This is a genomic window from Pseudomonas siliginis (assembly GCF_024072275.1).
Taxonomy (GTDB): domain Bacteria; phylum Pseudomonadota; class Gammaproteobacteria; order Pseudomonadales; family Pseudomonadaceae; genus Aquipseudomonas; species Aquipseudomonas siliginis.
In genome coordinates this window covers 5,951,177-5,971,955 of record NZ_CP099598.1, presented here as the reverse complement: position 1 = coordinate 5,971,955, position 20,779 = coordinate 5,951,177, and the positions used below count along the sequence as shown (strand labels likewise).

18 protein-coding genes are annotated in these 20,779 nt (G+C 60.3%); 10 read left to right on the top strand and 8 right to left on the bottom strand.

The annotated features are described in order from the left end of the window. Window positions 1-26: 26 nt before the first annotated feature. The 6 genes from NF676_RS27450 to NF676_RS27425 all read left to right on the top strand — a co-directional run bounded on the left by NF676_RS27450 (window position 27) and on the right by NF676_RS27425 (window position 6,489). Window positions 27-452: a F0F1 ATP synthase subunit epsilon gene (locus tag NF676_RS27450; protein WP_016772407.1), complete on the top strand. Its 426-nt coding sequence runs from the start codon at window positions 27-29 to the stop codon at window positions 450-452. Window positions 453-568: 116 nt separating this feature from the next. Then, complete coding sequence (gene glmU, locus NF676_RS27445; protein ID WP_056791096.1) at window positions 569-1,936, top strand: bifunctional UDP-N-acetylglucosamine diphosphorylase/glucosamine-1-phosphate N-acetyltransferase GlmU; 1,368 nt, start codon at window positions 569-571, stop codon at window positions 1,934-1,936. Between the two features lie 207 nt (window positions 1,937-2,143). Then, a complete protein-coding gene (locus tag NF676_RS27440) occupies window positions 2,144-2,920 on the top strand; it encodes a DeoR/GlpR family DNA-binding transcription regulator (RefSeq protein ID WP_016772409.1) in 777 nt (258 codons plus the stop codon). Between the two features lie 2 nt (window positions 2,921-2,922). After that, complete coding sequence (glmS, locus tag NF676_RS27435) at window positions 2,923-4,755, top strand: glutamine--fructose-6-phosphate transaminase (isomerizing) (RefSeq protein ID WP_252868518.1); 1,833 nt, start codon at window positions 2,923-2,925, stop codon at window positions 4,753-4,755. 76 nt (window positions 4,756-4,831) lie between these two features. Next, window positions 4,832-5,758, top strand: a complete 927-nt coding sequence (locus NF676_RS27430; protein ID WP_041476539.1) for a LysR family transcriptional regulator — start codon at window positions 4,832-4,834, stop codon at window positions 5,756-5,758. Between the two features lie 104 nt (window positions 5,759-5,862). Then, complete coding sequence (locus NF676_RS27425; RefSeq protein WP_252868517.1) at window positions 5,863-6,489, top strand: glutathione S-transferase family protein; 627 nt, start codon at window positions 5,863-5,865, stop codon at window positions 6,487-6,489. 10 nt (window positions 6,490-6,499) lie between these two features. On the opposite strand, the gene NF676_RS27420 is transcribed toward NF676_RS27425, so the two are convergent. Genes NF676_RS27420 through NF676_RS27385 form a run of 8 tightly spaced genes read right to left on the bottom strand, consistent with a single transcriptional unit; the run spans window position 6,500 to window position 15,488 of the window. Continuing rightward, window positions 6,500-7,630 carry a glycosyltransferase family 4 protein gene (locus NF676_RS27420; RefSeq protein ID WP_252887056.1) on the bottom strand — a complete coding sequence of 377 codons (1,131 nt, stop codon included), beginning with the start codon at window positions 7,628-7,630 and terminating at the stop codon, window positions 6,500-6,502. After that, a complete protein-coding gene (locus tag NF676_RS27415) occupies window positions 7,631-8,761 on the bottom strand; it encodes a glycosyltransferase family 4 protein (protein ID WP_150637253.1) in 1,131 nt (376 codons plus the stop codon). After that, complete coding sequence (locus NF676_RS27410; RefSeq protein ID WP_252887055.1) at window positions 8,745-10,112, bottom strand: glycosyltransferase family 4 protein; 1,368 nt, start codon at window positions 10,110-10,112, stop codon at window positions 8,745-8,747. Before NF676_RS27410 ends, NF676_RS27415 begins: the two co-directional genes overlap by 17 nt. Then, a complete protein-coding gene (locus NF676_RS27405; protein WP_056791071.1) occupies window positions 10,109-11,362 on the bottom strand; it encodes an ABC transporter ATP-binding protein in 1,254 nt (417 codons plus the stop codon). Before NF676_RS27405 ends, NF676_RS27410 begins: the two co-directional genes overlap by 4 nt. Then, window positions 11,362-12,159: an ABC transporter permease gene (locus NF676_RS27400; RefSeq protein WP_236167826.1), complete on the bottom strand. Its 798-nt coding sequence runs from the start codon at window positions 12,157-12,159 to the stop codon at window positions 11,362-11,364. Before NF676_RS27400 ends, NF676_RS27405 begins: the two co-directional genes overlap by 1 nt. Beyond that, window positions 12,160-13,602: a mannose-1-phosphate guanylyltransferase/mannose-6-phosphate isomerase gene (locus NF676_RS27395; RefSeq protein ID WP_056791065.1), complete on the bottom strand. Its 1,443-nt coding sequence runs from the start codon at window positions 13,600-13,602 to the stop codon at window positions 12,160-12,162. A 3-nt stretch (window positions 13,603-13,605) separates the two neighbouring features. Next, the gene (gene gmd, locus NF676_RS27390; RefSeq protein WP_095181177.1) at window positions 13,606-14,577 is read right to left on the bottom strand and encodes a GDP-mannose 4,6-dehydratase; all 972 of its coding nucleotides are present in this window, start codon (window positions 14,575-14,577) and stop codon (window positions 13,606-13,608) included. Next, window positions 14,574-15,488 carry a GDP-mannose 4,6-dehydratase gene (locus NF676_RS27385; protein ID WP_252887054.1) on the bottom strand — a complete coding sequence of 305 codons (915 nt, stop codon included), beginning with the start codon at window positions 15,486-15,488 and terminating at the stop codon, window positions 14,574-14,576. Before NF676_RS27385 ends, gmd begins: the two co-directional genes overlap by 4 nt. A gap of 426 nt (window positions 15,489-15,914) precedes the next feature. Here NF676_RS27385 and NF676_RS27380 point away from each other — a divergent pair, with 426 nt between their 5' ends. The 4 genes from NF676_RS27380 to NF676_RS27365 are packed head-to-tail and all read left to right on the top strand — an operon-like array spanning window position 15,915 to window position 20,771. Beyond that, window positions 15,915-17,492 carry a glycosyltransferase gene (locus NF676_RS27380; protein WP_252887053.1) on the top strand — a complete coding sequence of 526 codons (1,578 nt, stop codon included), beginning with the start codon at window positions 15,915-15,917 and terminating at the stop codon, window positions 17,490-17,492. Continuing rightward, on the top strand, window positions 17,486-18,787 hold the full coding sequence (locus NF676_RS27375; protein ID WP_252887052.1) for a glycosyltransferase: 1,302 nt from the start codon (window positions 17,486-17,488) through the stop codon (window positions 18,785-18,787). The genes NF676_RS27380 and NF676_RS27375 overlap by 7 nt, the downstream gene beginning before the upstream one ends. Continuing rightward, window positions 18,784-19,938: an acyltransferase family protein gene (locus NF676_RS27370; RefSeq protein ID WP_252887051.1), complete on the top strand. Its 1,155-nt coding sequence runs from the start codon at window positions 18,784-18,786 to the stop codon at window positions 19,936-19,938. Before NF676_RS27375 ends, NF676_RS27370 begins: the two co-directional genes overlap by 4 nt. After that, window positions 19,932-20,771, top strand: coding sequence for a class I SAM-dependent methyltransferase (locus tag NF676_RS27365; RefSeq protein WP_252887050.1), 840 nt, complete (start codon window positions 19,932-19,934; stop codon window positions 20,769-20,771). The genes NF676_RS27370 and NF676_RS27365 overlap by 7 nt, the downstream gene beginning before the upstream one ends. The last annotated feature ends 8 nt before the right edge of the window (window positions 20,772-20,779 follow it).

Below are 20,779 nucleotides of genomic sequence, written 5' to 3'. Positions count from 1 at the left end.
GCGCTAATTTAGGTTGAGGCAATCAGATGGCTATGACAGTCCATTGCGATATCGTCAGCGCGGAAGGGGAAATCTTTTCCGGCCTGGTCGAGATGGTGATTGCGCACGGTGCACTGGGTGATCTTGGTATCGCTCTGGGTCACGCGCCGCTGATCACTAATCTCAAGCCGGGTCCGATCCGCCTGATCAAGCAAGGCGGGGAAGCCGAGGTGTTCTACATCTCCGGTGGTTTCCTCGAGGTTCAGCCGAACATGGTCAAGGTACTTGCCGATACCGTGCAACGTGCCGCCGACCTGGATGAAGCTCAGGCTCAGGCAGCTCTCAAGGCTGCCGAGAATGCCCTGAACGAAAAAGGCGCGGACTTCGATTACGGCGCCGCTGCCACTCGTCTGGCCGAGGCTGCAGCCCAGCTGCGCACCGTCCAGCAGATCCGCAAGAAGTTTGGCGGTTAATCCGTCATCCGCTTGTTGTGCGATTGATAAAAAAGGGTAGCCTCGGCTACCCTTTTTTCTTTTCCGAATTTCAAACCCGGTCGCAGTTGCTGACCACCCAGGATTGGTAGCCAGTCATGTCTCTCGAAATCGTTATCCTCGCGGCCGGTCAAGGCACGCGCATGCGCTCGGCGCTGCCCAAGGTGCTGCACCCGATTGCCGGCAATTCCATGCTCGGCCATGTTATCCACAGCGCTCGGCAACTTGATCCACAACGCATTCACGTGGTGATCGGTCACGGTGCCGATGTGGTGCGTGAGCGGCTGGCAGCTGATGACCTGAATTTCGTGTTGCAGGACAAGCAACTGGGCACTGGCCACGCCACCGCCCAGGCGGTGCCGTTCATTGATGCCGACACCGTGCTGATTCTTTACGGTGATGTGCCGCTGATCGAAGTCGAAACCCTGCAACGTCTGCTCAAGCATGTCGTACCGGGGCAGATGGGTTTGCTCACTGTCGAGCTGGATGACCCGACCGGTTACGGCCGCATCGTGCGCGATGCCGACGGCAAGGTCGCGGCCATCGTCGAGCACAAAGATGCCAGCGAAGCGCAACGAGCCATCACCGAGGGCAACACCGGCATCCTCGCTGTGCCGGCCAATCGGCTGGCAGACTGGATGAGTCGCCTGTCGAACAACAACGCGCAGGGCGAGTACTACCTCACCGACGTGATCGAAATGGCGGTCAGCGATGGTCTGGTGGTTGCCACCGAACAGCCGCACGACCCGATGGAAGTGCAGGGCGCCAACGATCGCAAGCAGCTCTCTGAACTGGAGCGTCATTATCAGTTGCGCGCCGGCCGCCGCCTGATGGCTGAGGGCGTGACCCTGCGTGACCCGGCCCGCTTCGACGTGCGCGGCGAAGTCAGCGTCGGTCGCGATGTGCTGATCGACATCAACGTGATCCTCGAAGGCAAGGTCATCATTGAAGACGACGTACAGATCGGCCCGAACTGCGTGATCAAGGACAGCACCCTGCGCAAAGGCGTGGTAATCAAGGCCAACAGTCATATAGAAGGCGCCATTCTCGGTGAAGGCAGTGACGCTGGTCCCTTCGCGCGTTTACGCCCGGGCACTGTGCTCGAAGCGCGCGCCCATGTGGGTAACTTCGTTGAGCTGAAAAATGCACACATGGGCGAGGGTGCCAAGGCTGGCCATCTGACCTATCTGGGCGATGCAGAAATCGGCGCACGCACCAACATCGGCGCCGGCACCATCACTTGCAACTACGATGGCGCCAACAAGTGGAAAACCGTGCTGGGTGCTGATGTGTTCATCGGTTCCAACAACTCGCTGGTCGCGCCTGTGGATATCTCCAACGGTGCGACGACTGCGGCCGGCTCGACCATCACGCAAAATGTGGATAACGCTCAGTTGGCGGTAGGCCGAGCCCGCCAGAAGAACATCGACGGCTGGAAGCGGCCGGAAAAAATCAAAAAATCCTGATTTATCCACAATCCCCTGTGGGAGCGTGCCTGTTCGCGAATGCGGTCTCTCCGTCACGTCTTGAGTGGCTAGGACTCCCCTTTCGCGAGCGGGCTCGCTCCCACAGTCATTTCAATCTTTCTGAATTTTTCTCTTCGTGTCTTGACGGCAACCTTTCGATAGAGTTTCATTGCTTGCGTTATCTTTCGAATCGAAACTTAAGTCGCCATGTCCAAGCGTAACACTCCCCAACGTCGCCATAACATCCTCGCCTTGCTCAATGAGCAGGGCGAAGTCAGTGTCGACGAGCTGGCCAAGCGTTTCGAAACTTCGGAAGTTACGATTCGCAAGGATCTCGCCGCGCTGGAAACCCATGGTTTGTTGCTACGTCGTTACGGCGGTGCGATCACCATGCCTCAAGAGCTGGTCGCAGAAACGGCGCAGAGTATTTCCAAGTACAAGCAGGCGATCGCCCGCGCGGCGGTCAAACGCATCCGCGAGCACGCGCGCATCATCATCGACAGCGGCAGCACCACCGCCGCGATGATTCCCGAACTGGGCCAGCAACCGGGTCTGGTGGTGATGACCAACTCGCTGCATGTCGCCAATGCCTTGAGCGAACTGGAACACGAGCCGGTGCTACTGATGACCGGCGGCACCTGGGATCCGCACTCGGAATCCTTTCAGGGCCAGGTCGCCGAGCAGGTACTACGCTCTTACGACTTCGATCAACTGTTCATCGGCGCTGACGGTATCGATCTGGTGCGCGGCACCACCACCTTCAATGAACTGCTCGGCCTCAGCCGGGTGATGGCCGACGTTGCGCGAGAAGTGATCGTCATGGTCGAGGCCGACAAGATCGGTCGCAAGATTCCCAACCTGGAGCTGCCCTGGAGCAGCATCCATACCCTCATTACCGATGATCGCCTGTCTGTCGAGGCACGCGATCAGCTTCAGGCCCGCGGGATCACTTTGATCTGTGCGGCTGTCAGTCAGGAGAAATAACCATGTGTGGCATTGTCGGCGCTGTAGCTGAACGTAATATCACCGCCATCCTTCTCGAAGGCCTGAAGCGCCTCGAATACCGCGGCTATGACAGCGCCGGTGTGGCGGTTTATACCAATGACCAGACCCTGGAACGCATGCGCCGTCCGGGCAAGGTCAGCGAACTGGAAACCGCGCTGGCCGAACAGCCGCTGTCCGGTCGTCTCGGTATCGCCCACACTCGTTGGGCGACCCATGGCGCGCCGTGCGAGCGCAACGCTCACCCGCATTTTTCCGGTGACATCGCGGTGGTGCACAACGGCATCATCGAGAACCACGAAGCCCTGCGCGAACAACTCAAAGCCTTGGGTTACTCGTTCAGCTCGGACACCGACACCGAAGTCATCGCCCACCTGCTGACCCACAAGCTCAAGGAACAACCGGACCTGACTGCCGCGCTCAAAGCGACTGTCAAGGAGCTGCACGGTGCCTACGGTCTGGCGGTGATCAATGCGAGCCAACCGGATCGCCTGGTTGCCGCGCGCAGTGGCAGTCCATTGGTGATCGGCCTGGGTCTGGGCGAGAACTTCCTCGCTTCCGACCAACTCGCTCTGCGTCAGGTCACTGACCGCTTCATGTACCTGGAAGAAGGCGATATCGCTGAAATCCGTCGCGACAGCGTGCAGATCTGGGACGTGAACGGCAACGCTGTCGAGCGCCAGACCGTGCAGTACACCGATGGTGCCGAAGCCGCCGACAAGGGCGAGTTCCGCCACTACATGCTCAAGGAAATCCACGAGCAACCGGCCGTGGTCCAGCGCACTCTCGAAGGTCGCCTGGGCAACAATCAAGTGCTGGTTGAGGCCTTCGGTCCGCAAGCTGCCGAGCTGTTTGCCAAAGTACGCAACGTGCAGATCGTCGCCTGCGGCACCAGCTATCACGCCGGCATGGTCGCGCGTTACTGGCTCGAAGAACTGGCCGGCATCCCGTGCCAGGTGGAAGTCGCCAGCGAATTCCGTTATCGCAAAGTGGTAGTGCAGCCAGACACGCTGTTCGTGACCATCTCGCAGTCCGGTGAAACCGCGGACACCCTCGCGGCCCTGCGCAATGCCAAGGAGCTGGGCTTCCTCGCCAGCCTGGCGATCTGCAACGTCGGCATCAGCTCGCTGGTGCGCGAATCCGATCTGACCCTGTTGACCCAGGCCGGCCGCGAAATCGGTGTGGCCTCGACCAAAGCCTTTACCACGCAACTGGTCGGCCTGTTGCTGCTGACCCTGTCGCTGGGACAGGTGCGCGGCACTCTGGCCAACGGCGTCGAAGCCACACTTGTCGAAGAACTGCGTCGCCTGCCGACCCGTCTCGGCGAAGCGCTGGCGATGGACAGCACCGTGGAAAAAATCGCCGAGCTGTTTGCCGAGAAAAACCACACCCTGTTCCTCGGCCGTGGCGCGCAATTCCCGGTCGCGATGGAAGGTGCCTTGAAACTCAAGGAAATCTCCTACATCCATGCCGAAGCCTACCCGGCCGGCGAGCTCAAACACGGGCCGCTGGCACTTGTGGATAACGACATGCCAGTGGTGACCGTCGCGCCGAACAACGAACTGCTGGAAAAGCTCAAATCCAATCTCCAGGAAGTCCGCGCTCGCGGCGGCGAGTTGATCGTGTTCGCGGATGAGAAGGCTGCGATGACCAACGGCGAAGGTACCCACGTGGTGCAAATGCCGCACATCCACGACATTCTCTCGCCGATCCTTTATACGATCCCGTTGCAACTGTTGTCGTACTACGTCGCCGTGCTCAAGGGCACCGACGTCGATCAACCGCGCAACCTGGCGAAATCGGTCACCGTGGAATAAGTTATCCACCGTTGATCTAAGCTCTCCCACAATCGCAGCCTCGGCTGCGATTGTCGTATCCGCCCGGAGGAATTCGATGGACCGCTTTCAGGAAATGCAGATCTTCGTTGTCGTCGCCCAGGAGCAAGGCTTTTCGGCGGCGTCGCGGCGTCTGGGTCTGTCGGCGGCGAGTGTCACCCGGGCGGTGGCGGCGCTGGAGCAGCATATCGGTACGCAGCTGCTGGTGCGTACCACGCGCACCGTGCATCTCACCGAAGCCGGGCAGCGTTATTTCGATGACTGCCGGCGGATTCTTGCCGAGGTGCAGGAGGCCGAGGATTCGGCGGCGGGCAGCCATGCCTTGCCGCGCGGGCAGTTGACGATTACTGCGCCGGTGCTGTTTGGCGATCTGTTCGTGACGCCAGTGATGGCCGATTACCTTTGTCGTTATCCGGATGTGTCGATCAACGCGCTGTTGCTGGACCGGGTCGTCAACATGGTCGAGGAGGGCATTGATGTCGCGGTACGCATCGGTGAGCTGCCGGACAGCAATCAGCATGCGATTCGCGTTGGGGAAGTGCGGCGGGTAATCTGCGCTTCGCCGGGGTTTCTGGCTGAACATGGCCGCCCGGAGCATCCGCAGGCCTTGGCCGGGCTGCCGGTGGTGGCGACGTCGGCGATCGGCCAGCAACGCAATTGGCCGTTTCTCGACGGCGGTGAAGCACTCAGTGTGCGCACCGAACCGCGCCTGACCGTCACGGCCAATCAGTCGGCGATCACCGCTGCGCGCAAAGGCCTGGGCCTGACGCGAGTGCTGTCCTATCAAGTGGCGGACAAAGTCGCGGCGGGGGAGCTGGAAATCGTCCTCGCCGAGTTTGAATTGCCACCGTTGCCGATCCATGTGGTGTATCAGGGCGGGCGCAAGGCACCGGCGCGGATCCGCAGTTTTGTCGACTTCGCCGTGAAGGCGCTGCGTGAGCATCCAGCCTTGAGTGCTGCGGCGTTATTGCACGAGATGAAATAATCGATTGCAGTGGCTGGTTATTCTGTTGTTCCGGCAACCCATAGATGATGACTCCATCGGCGCGCTCATCCCCGTAGCGGCGTCACTTTCCAGCGGAGTCGACCATGCAAGCGATCAAACTCTACAACTTTCCCCGTTCCGGTCACGCCCACCGCGTCGAGTTGATGCTGTCGCTGCTGCAACTGCCGACCGAGCTGATCTTCGTCGATCTGGCCAAAGGTGAGCACAAGCAGCCGCAGTACCTGGCGATCAACAGCTTTGGCCAAGTGCCGGCGATTGATGACAACGGCGTGGTGCTGGCCGATTCCAATGCGATTCTGGTTTATCTGGCGCAGAAATATGGCAACGGACGCTGGCTGCCGGCCGACCCGGTGGGCGCAGCGCATGTGCAGCGCTGGCTGTCGGCAGCGGCGGGACCGATTGCATTTGGCCCGGCGGCGGCACGCCTGATCACGGTGTTTGGTGCGCAACTGAATGCCGAGGAAGTCATCGGCCGTGCGCACAATCTGCTCAAGGTCATGGAGCTGGAGTTGGGTAAAACTGCGTATCTGGCGGGCGAAGAGCCGACCATCGCTGACGTGTCTGCCTACAGCTACATTGCGCATGCCCCGGAGGGCAATGTCGCGCTGGACGACTACGCCAACGTTCGCGCCTGGCTGGCACGGATCGAGGCATTGCCGGGTTTTGTCGCTATGCCGCGCACGGTGGCCGGGTTGCAGAAGACGGCGTGATCTCCCGCCTTCAAGCGTAGGACAGCGCTTTTTCTGCCAACAGTTCTTGATACAACTCCGTCCACTTGCGGCCCATTTCATCGGCGGTGAACAACTGCCGATAGCGCGCTTCGGCTTTGGTCCCCATCTCGGCAGCACGCTCAGGGTTGTCCCATAGCGTACGCATGGCTTCCCGAAAGGCCTGTGGATTGCTCGGCGGCACCACCAGTCCGGTTTCATTGTGGATATTGATGAAACTGGTGCCGGTGCCGATTTCGCTGGAGATCATCGGTTTGCCGTACATCGCGCCTTCGAGCAACGAAATCCCGAAAGCCTCGGAGCGCAGGTGCGAAGGAAATACGATCGCGTAACTCAATTGCAGCAACGCCACTTTGTCCTCGTCACTCAGACGGCCGAGGAAATGAATATTGCGCAGGCCCAGCGCGGCGGCCTGTGCATGCAGTTCCTGCTCCAGCGGACCGGCACCGACAATCACCACGGGATAATCGATGTCTTTGAGCGCATCGAGCAGGATGTGCAGGCCCTTGTAATAACGCATCACCCCGACGAACAGAAAAAACTTATCCCCAAGCTGTTGGCGCCAGCGGTTCATGCGTTCGGTATCGGGCTGTGGATAACCTGCTTTATTCAGGCCGTAGGGGATAACGCGGGTCTTGTCCTGAAACTGCTGCAGCACATCGCTGGTGTGCAGATAGTTCGGCGATGCAGCAACGATGCGGTCGGCGCTGGCGAGGAAGCGATTCATCAGTGGCCGATAGAGCTTGAGCAGATGCTTTTGGCGAATGATGTCCGAGTGATAGGTGACCACGCTCGGCTTGTTCACGGCGCTGGCGAAATGCACCAGGTCCATGAACGGCCAGGGGAAGTGATAGTTGATCACGTCGGCTTCGGCGGCCAGCTCACGGAACTGCTTGAACACACTCCAGGAAAACCCGGTCGAGGCGAACTGGATATCCAGCTTCGCCCGATGTACTTCGTGCTGACCCAGTTGCACCACGGGCGGTGTCGGATTGGTGCTGAGGGTCAGCACTTGCCCATCGATGCCATGCTGAGCGCCGCTTTCGCACAACTGAAAGATGACTTGTTCGATGCCGCCGACCGAATCGGGCAGGTACGTCTTGAAGAAATGAAGAACGCGCATTCAACCTCCCATGGCCTGGCGGTAGGCACCAGCCGTAGCCTGTGCACAACGTTGCCAGGAAAAAAGTGCCGCCTGCTGCAATCCCGCTTCGCGGCAGGCCTGCCAATGCAGCGAGTCGTCGATCAGCCGGCCCATTGCATCACGCAGACCCTCGGCATCGTCCGCTTCAATATAGTTGCCAGCCGCGCCAGCCACTTCCGGCATCGCCGAAGAACGGGTGGTCACCACCGGTGTGCCACTGGCCATGGCTTCCAGCACCGGCAAGCCAAAGCCCTCATACAACGACGGAAATATCAGCGCCCGGGCGCCGGCCAGCAGTTGCGCCAATTGCTCATCGGGCAGATAGCCGAGCAGGCACACGTGGCCGCTGGCCAATGCCTGGCGCAGTGGCTCGCTGAACTGCTCGCGCTGCCATCCGGCCATGCCTGCAATCAACAAGGGAAAGCGCTGGCGCACGGCGTCTGGCAGCAGGGCGTGGGCCTGCAACGCCAGGCTCAGGTTCTTGCGCGGCTCCAGGGTGCCGACACAGAGGAAATATTCCCGTGCCTGGACGGCGTGAGCCTTGAGCACACTGTCGATTTCCTCAAGTGGCCGGGGACGGAAGCGCTCGGACACACCCAACGGCGCCACAACGAATTGCTGTGCAGGGAGATTAAAGTAGGCCTGCGCCTCGTCAGCGATCGCCTGCGAATCGGTCAGAATGACCCGCGCCTGCTCCACGCCGGCGGCCAGACGACGTTCGATTTCCCTCAAACGTGCAGGTGGCTGGGTTTCTGGAAAATGCAGGTGCGTCAGATCATGCAGGGTGATCACGGTCGGGCCGTCGAAGGCCAGCGGCCACAGGCTTGGCTCGTGATAAAGATCAATCTTTTGTGCACGCACCTGATCGAAACGTTTCTGCTCCAGCCAGCGGCGTGCCTGATAGGCCCCGGGAATTTTTCGCAGCAATGGCGTCATGCGCGAGTAGCCGGGCATGGCCGCGTCCGGCAGGGCCGAACTCCAGCCCCATCCGTGAAACAGGCTTACGTCCACATCGGGTTCGCTGCGCAAGGCGTTGACCAGTTCGGCGACGTAGTGGCCAATGCCGGTGCGCGGCGCTTGCAGGATGCGGGCGTTAAGAGCAATGCGCATGCGGCCTCGCTTGCACGCGCAGGGCCTGCTGAACATGGGCAAGGCTGCGTGTCGCCAACTGCTCACTGGCCTCGCGCCAGCCGATCCAGCGCCAGTCAGCGACGTCGCGGGCGGCGGGAAACTGTCCGCTGCGCTGATAGGTTTCGATCAGATCGGCAAGGTTTTGTGGATCCAGCAGATCGAAATACGCCATGAACTCGCCACCGATTTCGCGGAATACCGCGACGTCGCTGCCCATCGCTGGCAAACCGCGCTGCATGGCTTCTACCAGTGGCAGGCCGAAGCCTTCGACAAACGAAGGAAACACCAACGCGCTGGCCTGCGCATAGGCGTATTCGAGGCTGGTGTCGCTCAGGTCATTGAACATGAACAGGCGCCGATTCAGTTCCGGATGATTGCGGATTCGCTCAAGCAGCGCCTCGCATTTCCAGCCGATACGCCCGGCGATGCACAAGCGTGCGGTCGAACCGGCAGCCCAGGCGCGTTCGAAGGCGTCGAGCAGGTACCCATGGTTCTTGCGCGGCTCGATGGTGCTGACCATCAGAAAAACCGCTTCGGTCGCAGTGAACAGGTCACTCAGGCGCGGTTCGACCGTGGCTTCGCTGTGCTGCAGATCGAGCTCGGACCCCAGATAAAAGTAATCGAACCAGCGCTTTTCAGTCTGCTCGGCACCGACTCTGCGTTGCAATTCACCACGCACCTGATCACGCACTGTGGCGGAAATCGCCATGTAGCCATCGGCCGTGCGGGTGATCCAGTCGAACCACTCGTTGAAAACTTCGACCAGCCGCGTGTCGTAAAACTGCGGATGCGTCAGCGGAATAAGGTCGTAGATCACCGCGATCATGCCGACGCCGTCGCGTTTGAGCTGCTCGACATGGGCGAAAAAGTCCGAGTGCCAGGATGAATCCAGCAGCACCAGTTGATCGCCCGGGTGGTGTTGAAGCGGCGAGCAACGTTTAAGCAGCTGCCTGCGATTGATCCGTCTGACGAGCCGAATCGGCAGGCCGAGCACGGCAAACTGGGTCAACCGATAGCTGGCGTAAAGGAGCCGCCGCGCCAGTTTCGAAGTGCATAGCGCATCGCGGCGCTGATGCCACTGCCAGAAACGATGGGCGAGGCGCTCCAGGCGTTCACCGAAGGTTTCGAGGCTGTTCCAGAACGGTGTATCGAGTGGCGCCAGTTGCAGCACGCGGTAGAGCTGGCGATTGATCACCACCACCGGCATGCACTCAACGCCGTCAGCGCTGGCGGGCAGCTGCTTGATGACGTTGCGCACCACGCGCTGGATCCCCGAATTGATCTTGGGGTGTTTGAATACGTGAGTGCATTCAACCAAGAGGCGGGTCATGGCGCACGCTCGACAGGCCGGGCCTCGGTGTCGCGGCTGATGGTGGTTTTAGCGTCCAGCCAGGTACAGCCGACGAAGTCTTCCCGACGGCTGTTGATCACCTGGAACACCATCCCGTAGTCACGCCACTCGAAATTGCGATCCAGATGTGAGTCCAGACGCGACAGGCTCAGCGACACCGAATAGTTGCCTTTGCCCAGGCCCATGATGAAGGCGAAGCGATAGGTGAAGCGTTCACCGGCGCGCAGATCGGTCAATGCCTTGTTCAGCCGGTGGGTGTTGATGCCGTACATCATCTGGCCGAGGCGATCCTTGAGGATAAAGCCCAGCACCAGCCGTTCGATGTCCTTGCGCACTTCGACCTGCACTTCGAGCACCACCGGTTGGCCGACTTCGACAGCCTCAATGCTGCGCTGGTTTTCATCGAGCAGGCGTACGCTCAGAATCGCCGCCTCGCCGGTGCCGGAGACCGTTTGCACCTCGCCGCCGGCGAGCGTTTCCTGGCGTACTACCTGACCCTCACGTTCGGCCATCAGCGCATTGTAATAATCGAGAACCGGCTCCGGTTTGCCGCGCATGGCCACGCGCCCATCCTTGAGCAGGATCGCCGAGTCGCAAATCGACTGAATCGCGAAGCGATCATGGGACACGATCAATAACGTCGTGCCGGATTTGCGAAAGCTGCGGATGCGTTCGAAGCTCTTGTGCTGGAAATAGGCATCACCCACCGACAGCGCTTCGTCGACGATCAGGATGTCCGGGCGCCGGGCGGTGGCGACACTGAACGCCAGGCGCATCTGCATGCCACTGGAATAAGTGCGGACCGGGTGGTCGATCGCATCGCCAATTTCAGCGAAGTGCTCGATATCGGGCATCAGGGCCTGGATTTCTTCAAGCTGCATGCCCAACAACTGACCGGCCATGATTGCGTTCTGCCGACCGGTAAAGTCTGGGTGGAAACCCATGCCCAGCTCCAGCAGCGCTGCGACGCGCCCTTGCAATTCAATCTTGCCTTGGGTGGGTTGAGTGGTGCCGGTGATCATTTTCAGCAAGGTGCTTTTGCCTGCTCCGTTGGCGCCGACGATACCCACCGCTTCACCCGGAGCAATCTCGAATTCGACATCTTGCAGTACCCAGTGCTGTTGATGCCGAAGCGGCGAAAACGGAATCAGCCACTCGGCCAGCCGTGCCCAGCGGTTTGGGTATTGCTTATAGGCCTTGCCCAGGCCGGTGACGCGAATATGTCCCATCAGAGTTCATCCACCATTTCGCCGACGCGCTGGCGAAACAGCCGCAGACCGATCAGACAGAACACCACGCCAGTAATGAATACCGGCAGCAGCGAACTCCATACCGGCCACTGACCGTAGAGAAACAGGTTCTGATAACTGCTGAACAGCTTGGTCAGCGGGTTGAGTTGCAGCAGGCGCTGCACCCATTCCGGCAGGATCGTGATCGGGTAGACGATCGGTGTCAGCCAGAACCAGAACTGCAGGCAGATGCCGAACAACTGGCCGACATCGCGAAAGAACACGTTCAACACGCCAAGGACCATACCCAGCCCGGCGCAGAACATCATTTGCAGAGCAATCAGCGGAATCAGCGCCAGCAAAGCCATTCCCGGCCAGCGCCCGGTGATCAGCAGAAAACCGAGAAACAGACTGATGATGATGGCGAAATTGATCCCGGCATTGATCAATACAATCACCGGCAGGCAGATCCTCGGGAAGCTGATTTTCTTCAGCAGGTTGGCGTTTTCCAGAAACATGTTCTGACTGCGCAGGGTTATTTCGGAAAACAGTCCCCAGGCCAGCAGACCAGCGCACAGGTAGACGCTGTAGGCCATGCTGTCGTCCACACCCGGTAAACGCGCGCGCATGATCTGGGAAAAGATCACCGTGTAGACAATGATCATCGACAGCGGATTGAAAATCGGCCATAGCGCGCCGAACAGCGAATTGCGATAACGCGCTTGAAACTCGCGCTGCACGCTGCCGAGGATGAATCCACGGTAGCTGTGCAGCGAGCGGTACAGGGAAAGCAGCATTCAGACCGTCCTGCCGTATTGATCTTCGAAGCGAACGATATCGTCCTCGCCCAGGTACTCGCCGCTTTGCACTTCAATGATGACCAGATCTATCACCCCGGGGTTCTCCAAGCGATGCTTGTGGCCGGCGGCAATGAACGTCGATTCGTTCTTGGCGACCAGAGTCGTGCCGGAACCGTTGTTGGTGACCTTGGCCATGCCTTCGACCACCACCCAGTGCTCGTTGCGGTGATGGTGCATCTGCAACGACAATTTGCCACCGGGTTTGACCACGATGCGCTTGATCTTGAAGCGCGGGCCTTCTTCAAGAACGGTGTAGGTGCCCCAGGGCCGGCTGACGGTGCGGTGCAGGCGATAGGCTTCGTGGGATTTGTCCTTGAGCTGCTTGGCGACGCGCCGCACATCCTGAGCGCGGTCGGCATGGGCCACGAGCACCGCGTCGGCGGTGTCGACGATGATCAGGTTATCCACACCGACGGTCGCCACCAGCCGGCCTTCGCTCTGCACGAAGTTGTTGTGGCTGTCGATGAAGATCGCTTCGCCGCTGGCGCGGTTGTTATCAGCATCGGCGGGAATCAGCGCGGCGACCGCGTTCCACGAACCGATGTCGCTCCAATCGAAACCGGCGGGCACTACCACGACTTTTTCCGAGCGCTCCATCAATGCGTAATCGATGGAGATGTCAGTGATCTCGGCAAACAGGGTCGACGACAACTCCTGTTGCAGGCAGCCGACCGTTTCGACCGGTGCGCTGACGGCCATGCAGGCGCGGGTCTGTTCCAGCAACTCGGGTGCGTGCAGTTGCAGTTCGGCAATGAGCGTCGCGGTGGTGAAGCAGAACATCCCCGAATTCCACAGGAAGTTGCCGCTCTCCAGGTAATGCGTGGCGGTCTGCAGGTCGGGTTTCTCGACGAAGCGCTGCACCTTGGCCGCGCCTCTGGCGTCCAGCGGCGCACCGGTTTCGATATAGCCGAAGCCGGTTTCCGGCGCGGTAGGGACCACGCCGAAGGTCACCAGATAACCGTCCTTCGCCAGATTCACTGCGTGCTCGACCGCACACTTCAAGGCGTCCTGATTGACGATCAAATGATCCGCCGGCATCACCACCATGATTGCGTCGTCACCATGCAGCGCCTGTAATGACAGTGCTGCCGCTGCGATCGCCGGTGCGGTATTGCGCCCGCTCGGCTCCAGCAGAAAGTGCCCGCGATGGCGCGACACCTGAGCCGCGCAATAGTGATCCTTGCTCTGGAAGTAATACTCGCGGTTGGTCACCGTGACGATGTCGCCCCAGCCGTCCAGCAACGCCGCCGCACGCTGGTAGGTCTTGCCCAGCAGTGACTGGCCGTCGGGCAGGGTCATGAACGGCTTGGGGTGGCCCTCACGGGACACCGGCCACAAACGGGTGCCGGCACCGCCGGACAGAATCACCGGAATCAGCATGGCCTACTCCTTGGCGACGCGTTTCATGTCCGCATCCATCATCATGCGGATCAAGGTATCCAGGTCGGTTTTCGGTTTCCAGCCCAGCACGCGCTGAGCCTTGGCCGGATTGCCGAGCAGCACTTCGACTTCGGCCGGGCGGAAAAACGCCGGGTCGATCTTCACGTAGTCACGGTAGTTAAGGCCAACGTGATCGAAGGCAATGCGGCACATTTCGCGCACGGTGGTGGTGACGCCCGTGGCGACCACAAAATCGTCGGGTTTGTCCTGTTGCAGCATCAACCACATGGCCTCGACGTAATCGCCGGCAAAGCCCCAATCGCGCTTGGCGTCAATGTTGCCAAGCGCCAACTCGTGCTGTTTGCCCTGCTTGATGCGCGCGGCGGCGTCGGTGACTTTGCGTGTGACGAACTCCATACCGCGCAACGGTGATTCATGGTTGAAGAGGATGCCGCTGCTGGCGTGCAGGTTGAAGCTTTCGCGGTAGTTGACGGTGATCCAGTGGCCGTAGAGCTTGGCCACCCCGTAAGGGCTGCGTGGATAGAACGGGGTGTTTTCGTCCTGCTGCTCTGCCTGGATCAGGCCGAACATTTCGCTGGTCGAGGCCTGATAGAAGCGCGTGTGCGGGCTGAACTGGCGAATCGCTTCGAGCAGGTGCGTCACGCCCAGCCCATCGACGATGCCGGTGGTGACCGGTTGATCCCACGAGGCGGCGACAAAGCTCTGTGCGGCGAGGTTATAGATTTCGTCTGGTGCTGATTTGATTACCGCACGCTGCACCGAGCAGGCATCGGCCATGTCGCCGTCGAGGTAGACGATGTCGGCTTCGACACCCATCTCGCGCAGGCGCCAGCGTGAATCGCTGCTGCGTCGAGCAACGAGGCCGTGAACCTTGTAACCCTTGTCCAGCAGCAGTTTGGCCAGATAGGCGCCATCCTGGCCCGTGATCCCGGTAATCAGTGCACTTTTTGTCATTGTTGTCGTACTCGCATCTCCCAGTCGGACAGGATCGCCCGCAGGGATTGTTGTGTGGTGATGGCTGGCACCCATCCTGTGGCGTTGGCCAGTTTTGCGTGGCTGCCGCAGACGCGGCGCTGGTCGGCGCGACGCATGCGCGCCGGATCCGGCACCAGTTCAACGTCGACTTCGGCCAGATCGGCCAATTGCTCGATCAGGCTGCGAATGCTTTGCTCGCGGCCCGAGCAGATGTTGTAGACCTGCCCCGGTGTACCGTTTTCCAGCAGTGCGAAATACGCTGCGATCACGTCGCCGACATCAAGAAAATCCCGTGTCACGTCGATATCGCCGACTTGCAATTGCGGCGCTTGCAGACCCTGTCTGATACAGCAGATCTGCCGGGCGGCACTGGCGATCACGAAGCTGTCCTTCTGCGCGGTGCCGATGTGGTTGAACGGGCGTGCGACCAGCACTGGCCAGCCTTCACTCAGGCCCCATTGCAAACTGAGGAACTCCGCTGAAAGTTTGCTTACCGCGTACGGATTGCGTGGCAGCGGTGGTTGTTGCTCGGTGATCGGCAGGTGCTGCTCGCCGACTTGCCCGTAAACGTCGCCGGAGCTGACGTACAAAAACGTCCCGGCAAAGCCGCGAGCCTTGAGCGCCTGCAACAGATTGAGGGTGCCGAAGAAATTGATGTCGAGGGTGCGGGCCGGGTCACGAAAGGCTTCCGGCACGAAGGTCTGTCCGGCCAGATGAATGACTGCATCCGGCATCTCGGGCCAAAGGTCGATGAGGCTGTCGGCGTTCGTAAGGTCGTAGGCCGATGCGGCAGGCAGCAGCTCCCACGACGAGCCCGGCGACGCCAGACGAGACTGAATGTGTTGTCCCACGAAGCCGCTGAGGCCCGTGACGAACAGACGTTTTTTCAAACAGCGACCCCTTGGTCATGACTCGCGCCGCTTTCCCGGATGCTTTTGGGATAAGTCTGAAATACAGCGGGGAATATCCGCGCAAACAGCAGGCGAAGCCGTTGTTGTAGTTGTTTGGTTGCCAATCTGTGCCAATTGCTCGGCAATTTCAACCGGGCAAACCGTGACTGGTCAGTTCTCGTCAGCATAGTCCGATTTATTCTCGCCCGGCGGTTCCCGGACTCGCGATGGATGTGTTTAGAATGGCCTTCGTCGCGAGTTGGCCGATTGTTTTCCGGACGCCGCGACGCGGGGTGAAACTGACCACTAAAACAAGAACAGAGACGTGCCCGATGATGACGGACGAGTGCCGGCCCTGCCGACCCGATCCGACGCGCGGCCGTCATAGCATGAAGTCGCCGGGATGGCGCTTCATCGTGGGATGCCATGAATTTCATTCTCTACTCGGACGTCAACGACAGCTCCATCAGTGCCAGTCTGGGGCGTCCGGAATACAGCTATTACTTTGTCCTCAAAGCCTATCGCCCGGTGCTGGAAAGCCTGGGGCGCGTGCACGTGGCCGGATCTGTCGCCGACGTCGATGTGATTTACCGGCAATTGCTCGCCGCAGGTGAAGACAGTGTGTTCCTGTCCTTCACCCCACCGCAGAAGACCCCGGTTGATCTGGAATGCCCGACGATCTGCGTGGTGGCCTGGGAGTTCGATTCGATCCCCGATGAACAGTGGGACGACGATCCGCGTCAGGACTGGACACGCATGCTCGCACGCCACGGCCGGGTCATCACTCTGTCGAGCCACACGGCAGCGGCCATCCGCCGCGCCATGGGCGAAGCGTTCCCGGTGCTTGTTTTGCCGACGCCGTTGTGGGACAGCTTCGCAACGATTCGTCAGCAACACCAACCCATGCCGGTCAATCCCGGGACTGCACTGGCGATCAAGGGCTGTATTTTCGATTCACGCACCCTCGGCCTGTCAGCCGATGCGCTGATCCCAACGCCAATCAGCCCTGAAGAGCAGGCTGCACTGGCCGCAGCAATTGAAGCCGCGCGCCCGCCACCGTTGACGTTCAAACGCCGACTGGTCATTGCTCGACATTATCTGCGCCTGTGGGTGCTGGATCTGGGACACGAGCAGGCGGAACCAGTGCCACGGGTGAAATTTCTGCACAACTGGTACTGGGAGGGCATTCGCGATCTGCTGCCGGACGCTTTGCATGGCTGGCTGCAACAGCGTTGGCCTGAGGTGTGCGGCGCTGCGCCGGTGCCCGTGATCGAACCGGCGCCACTCGATCTGCCGGACACCTCATCGGTGGTCGAAACCACAGTCGAGGGTGTGGTGTACGTCTCGGTATTCAATCCCAAGGATGGCCGCAAGAACTGGCATCGACTGATCAGCGCATTCTGCTGGGCGTTCCGCGAAACGCCCGACGCGACGCTGGTGCTCAAGATCACCCAGAATGATCTGGCGTCCTATTACAGCGAGTTGATGACCCTGCTGGCGCAACTCACACCGTTCGCCTGTCGGGTCGTGGTGATGCACGGTTACCTCGACGACGCGCAGTACGCCAGGCTCTATCAGGCGGCCAGTTTCTACGTCAACGCGTCACGTTGCGAAGGGCTATGCCTGCCCTTGATGGAGTTCATGTCCAGCGGTAAACCGGTGATCGCCCCCGATCACACGGCGATGGAAGATTACATCGATGACTCGGTGGCGTTCGTGGTCAGGTCCAGTGAAGAGCTGACGATCTGGCCGCAGGACACGCGGATCATCTACCGCACGCTGCGGCACCGCCCCGACTGGGGCTCGCTGAAAAACGCCTACGAAAACAGCTATCGAATGGCCAAGGCCCAGCCGCAGGAGTATCAGCGGATGTCTGCCGCCGCCGTCGCGCGCATGCAGCAATACTGCGCCTTCGCGCCGGTGCGCAAACGGCTCGCGGAGTTCTTTGCGCTGACAGCAGGCCCCACCGATGCTGCGCCTGTGACGGATAACGCCTCATGCTGATCATCATTCATTCGGAAACCAACCGGCACACCATTGCGCAGAACCTCGGGCGTTCGGAGTACAGCTATTACTTCGTGCTCAAGGAGTATCGTCCGGTGCTCGAACGCATCGGTCGGGTCGTGGAAGTGGCCGATCCGCAGACGGAAGTCGATGCTCTGTATCTGGAGTGTCTGAGCCGTGGCGAGCCCTGCGTGTTTCTGTCGTTCTCGCCGCCGCATCGCACTCCCGTTCAGCTGGCCTGTCCGACGCTGCCGGTGTTTGCGTGGGAGTTCAGCACGATCCCCAATGAAGCCTTCGCGGGCGAGCCGCGCAATGACTGGCGTAGCGTCTTGCATGCCTGTGGCGCAGCGATCACCCACTCCAGCTACACGGTCAATGCCGTGCACGAGGCGATGGGTGCCGAGTACCTGATCGTCGCGGTGCCGGCGCCGGTCTGGGACCGCTTTGCTGCCCGTGGCGCGAAAATGCCCGAGCAAGCCCTGGCCACCGCCTACAGCCTGACGATCAAAGGGCTGGTCGCGGACAGCCGCACCCTCAATCTGAATGCATTCGGGCCGGCGCACCTGCGCAGCGGCAACGGCATCGACTTCGCCGCGCCGGCCTCCGAGCAGACGCTGGTGCTTGACGGCGTGGTTTATACCTCGGTGTTCAATCCCGGTGACGGGCGCAAGAACTGGGAAGACATGCTCAGCGCTTTTTGCGTTAGTTTTCGCGATGTCGAAGACGCGACGCTGGTGCTCAAGCTCACTCACCACGACGCCGAAGAAGCGCTCAGCGATATCCTCCACCATTTGTACAAAAACCAGTCTTACCGCTGCCGCATCGTTCTGATCTACGGTTACCTTGCCGATCCGGACTACGAGCAACTGGTGCAGGCCACGCGGTATGTGGTCAATACCTCGTACGGCGAAGGTCAGTGCCTGCCGCTGATGGAGTTCATGTCCTGCGGCAAGCCGGCGGTGGCGCCGCGTACCACGGCGATGATCGATTACCTGAGCACGGAAAATGCCTTTCTCATCGAGTCCACCGACGAGCTGACAGCCTGGCCCCACGACCCGCGCAAAGCCTTCCGAACCCTGCGTTATGTGACCAACTGGAGCTCATTGTGCGAGGCCTATCGGGCCAGTTACGACGTCGCGAAAAACCAGCCGCAGCGCTATGCCGAGATGTCGGCGCAGGCAGTCGTAAGTTTGCAGGCGTTCTGCAGCCAGACTGTGGCTGAACAGCGTTTGCGAGGGTTTCTGACGCAGTTGTTCGAGCATCGTGCGGCTGCCTTGGAAGCCCCCCAAGCATGAACGCCAAGCGCATCATGGACGTTGAAGTCCTGCGTGCGGTCGCGGTGCTCGCGGTGTTGTTCCACCATTTGCCGGACAATCTGTTCACTGACCCGGTGCCGTCGCTGGCCCGGATCCACGAATGGGCGCAGACGTGGTGGGGCGTCGACCTTTTTTTTGCGATCTCCGGTTTTGTCATCGCCCGCAGCTTGATCCCGGTGCTGCAAGGCTGCACGACGGGCCAGGAGCGCTGGCAACAGGTGCGCCATTTCTGGCTGCGCCGGGCTTTTCGCCTGTTGCCTTCGGCCTGGTTATGGCTGGCGGTGATCCTGCTGGCCTGTATGTTTTTCAACCGGTCCGGTGCGTTCGGTACGCTGTCCGCCAATCTTCAGGCGACCCTCGCCGGGGTACTGCAATACGCCAATTTCCGCTTCGCCGACAGCTTTTTCCAATACGAATACGGCAGCAGTTTCGTCTACTGGAGCCTGGCGCTGGAGGAGCAGTTCTACCTGCTCTTTCCGTTGCTGATCCTGTTGTTTCGCCGACACCTGGTCTGGGCATTGCTGGCGCTGGTGGCGGTGCAGATTCTGACTGTGCGCACGCCTTTGCTGATGGTAGTACGCACCGATGCGCTGGCCCTTGGCGTGCTGTTGGCGATGTGGAGTGCGCAGCCGGGTTTTCAGCGCTGGCAGCCCTCGTTCTTGCGCCGACCATGGCTTGGCATTTCAGCGTTGATGGTCATTGGAGCGCTGTTGAGCTTCATGGCCACCGACCGTTTTACCCTGGCCAGTTTCCGCATCGGTTCGATCGCCGTGCTCAGTGCGCTGCTGGTCTGGATCGCCTCGTACAACCGTGACTACCTGATGCCTGCCGGACGCATTCAGCGCTGCCTGGCCTGGATCGGCAGCCGCTCCTACGGTATCTATCTCATTCACATTCCGGCGTATCTATTGGTGCGTGAACTGATCTTTCGCTTGCAGAGCAGTGGCCTGCCGAGCCCCGCCGGACATCCCATCATTACGATGCTGATTGCCTTTGGCCTGATCGCGCTCCTCAGCGAACTCAACTACCGCGTGGTCGAAATGCCGATGCGCAATCGCGGTGCTGCACTGGTCAAGCGCCTCGACACCTCCCGAACTGCAGTTACCTCACCCGGAGCCACCTCATGCTGAGCTTTTTGAAGAAACTCTCGGCGATAACGCCTGCACAGACTGCAGCAGAACCGGTCGCTGCGGTTGCCGACAAGGTTGATCCGTACTCGCTCGGCCTTTACGACGCGAAACTCAGCGGCTGGTACAACCAGGCAACCCACGAGCTGTACACGGGATTCCCTGTGAGTGCCGACGATACGTTGCTTGATGTCGGCTGCGGTGATGGCGGCAACGTGCACTTCTGCGGTATGCGCGGAGCGAAGATCATTCTTGCCGATATCGATGGGGCCAAGGTCGAAGCCACCCGCCAGCGTCTGAGCGACACGCCGGCCCGGGACATCGAATGCCACATTACCGACTGCAACCCGCTACCGATCGCCGACGCAACGGCGACGCGTGTGGTCTCCACCGAGGTGATCGAGCATGTTGATGATCCCGCGCAGTTTCTTGCCGAACTGGTGCGTGTCGGCAAGCCGGGCGCTTTGTATCTGCTGAGCGTGCCGCATCCCAGCTCCGAGGACCTGCAAAAGGACATCGCCGCGCCGGAGTATTTCCAGAAACCCAATCACATACGCATTATCAGCGAAGACCAGTTCAAGGCCATGGTCAGCGACGCCGGGCTGGAGATCATCAGCCACAGTAAATATGGCTTCTACTGGTCGATGTGGATGATGTTGTTCTGGGAAGCCAAGGTCGATCTCAGCAACCCCGATCACCCGATGCTCGAGCACTGGGCCAATACCTGGCAAGCGGTGCTGGATTCCCCGCGCGGCGCGCAGATCAAGCAGGCGCTGGATGCGGTGGTGGCCAAGAGTCAGGTGATTATCGCGCGCAAGCCTGCGGCATCCCTGTAGGCGCTACG